Genomic DNA, 2,057 nt, shown 5'->3' with positions numbered 1-2,057 from the left:
AGGGGGCAACTGCGTTGCCCTTCGCGAATGAATTCGCCCCCACAAGGTAATGGTGCCGCCGAGGGGATTGGTGCGGGCTTGGGCTGCGTTCTTCCTGTGGGGGCGATTTCAATCGCGAAGCAGGCCGCAGGGCTGCCCTTCGAGCTTGCAGGGGGCAACTGCGTTGCCCTTCGCGAATGAATTCGCCCCCACAAGGTAATGGTGCCGCCCGAGGGGATTGGTGCGGGCTCGGTCCGCTTTCTTCCTGTGGGGGCGATTTCAATCGCGAAGCAGGCCGCAGGCCTGCCGTAGGTTGGTGTCGAGGAACGAGACCCAACGTTGGGTTTCGCTGCGCTCTACCAGAACCTACGTCGCTTCCCTCCCATACAAGGAGGGGGGGCCGCCGTCAGAAGGCGAAGCAGGAACAGCCCAGCGCGCCCCAGAAGCCCTGGAAGTCACTCACCGGCACGCTCGACTGGCGCGCCCGCTCGTGGCTGTGGGCATGCACGGCGCAGGCGCCGACGCACTGATGCACCTGGGCGGCGAGCGGCGCGGTGGGTTTCCAGTGGCCGGGGACCTTGGCCACCGGCGACCACTCGGGCAGCACCGGCAGCTGCGGCGGGCCGAGCTTGTCGAACTCGGCGGCGGCGTACACCACCTTGCCGTCCACCACCGTCAGCACCGACTCGATCCACTTGATGGCCTCCTGCTCGACGCTGAAGAAATCCGCCGACAGCGCCGCGAGATCGGCCAGCTGGCCCACCTTGATCTGGCCTTTCTTGCCCTGTTCGCTGGAGAACCAGGCGCTGCCGTGGGTGAACAGCTGCAGCGCGGTCTCGCGGGAAAGGCCCTGGGGGTAGAGCTCCATCCCACCGACGGTGCGGCCGCTGACCAGCCAGTAGAGCGAGGTCCAGGGGTTGTAGCTGGACACCCGGGTGGCGTCGGTGCCGGCGCCCACCGGCACGCCCTCACTGAGCATGCGCTGGATCGGCGGGGTCTGCTCCGCCGCCTTGGCGCCATAGCGGTCGACGAAGTACTCACCCTGGAAGGCCATGCGGTCCTGGATGGCGATGCCGCCGCCCAGGGCTTTTACCCGCTCGATGTTCTTCGGGCTGATGGTTTCGGCATGGTCGAAGAACCAGGGCAGGCCGTTGAAGGGGATGTCGCGGTTGACCTTCTCGAACACGTCGAGCATGCGCGAGATGGATTCATCGTAGGTGGCGTGCAGGCGGAACGGCCAGCGCTGTTCCACCAGGTGGCGCACCACCGGCTCCAGTTCCTGCTCCATGGTCTGCGGCAGGTCCGGGCGCGGTTCGAGGAAGTCCTCGAAGTCGGCGGCGGAGAACACCAGCATCTCGCCCGCGCCGTTGTGGCGGAGGAAGTCGGTGCCGTCGCCCGGCTTGACCTGCTTGCTCCAGTGCTGGAAGTCCTGGAGTTCTTCCTTGGGCTTCTGGGTGAACAGGTTGTAGGCGATGCGCACGGTGAGCTGGTCCTGCTGGGCCAGTTCCTGGATCACCTGGTAGTCGTCCGGGTAGTTCTGGTAGCCGCCACCGGCGTCGATGGCGCTGGTCAGGCCCAGGCGGTTCAGCTCGCGCATGAACTGGCGGGTGGAGTTGACCTGGTACTCCAGCGGCAGTTTCGGCCCCTTGGCCAGGGTGGCGTAGAGGATCATCGCGTTGGGGCGGGCGATCAGCATGCCGGTGGGGTTGCCGTTGGCGTCGCGCTGGATCTCGCCACCGGGCGGGTTGGGGGTGTCCTTGGTGTAGCCGACGGCCTTGAGCGCGGCGCGGTTGAGCAAGGCGCGGTCGTAGAGATGCAGGATGAACACCGGGGTGTCCGGCGCGGCGCGGTTGATCTCTTCCAGGGTGGGCATGCGCTTCTCGGCGAACTGGAACTCGTTCCAGCCACCGACCACCCGCACCCACTGCGGGCTGGGCGTGCGTTCGGCCTGGTCCTTGAGCATGCGCAGGGCGTCGGCCAGGGACGGCACGCCTTCCCAGCGCAGTTCCAGGTTGTAGTTGAGGCCGCCACGGATCAGGTGCAGGTGCGAGTCGTTGAGGCCGGGGATGACGGTGCGC

Annotated in this window: 2 protein-coding genes; one reads left to right on the top strand and one right to left on the bottom strand. The window is 66.8% G+C overall.

Annotated features, from left to right (window positions below; genetic code table 11):
- On the top strand, positions 1 to 180 hold a 180-nt coding region (locus E8F11_RS14860), incomplete at its 5' end, for a hypothetical protein (protein WP_280289595.1).
- Positions 181 to 385: 205 nt separating this feature from the next.
- On the opposite strand, the gene E8F11_RS14855 is transcribed toward E8F11_RS14860, so the two are convergent.
- A partial coding sequence (locus E8F11_RS14855; protein WP_280289594.1) for an amidohydrolase occupies positions 386 to 2,057 on the bottom strand: 1,672 nt, incomplete at its 5' end.

Origin of the sequence: Pseudomonas sp. BN417, assembly GCF_029871205.1 — a bacterium.
GTDB lineage: Bacteria > Pseudomonadota > Gammaproteobacteria > Pseudomonadales > Pseudomonadaceae > Metapseudomonas.
Note: the sequence above shows the minus strand (reverse complement) of the source record. Positions and strands in the feature narration are given on the sequence as shown.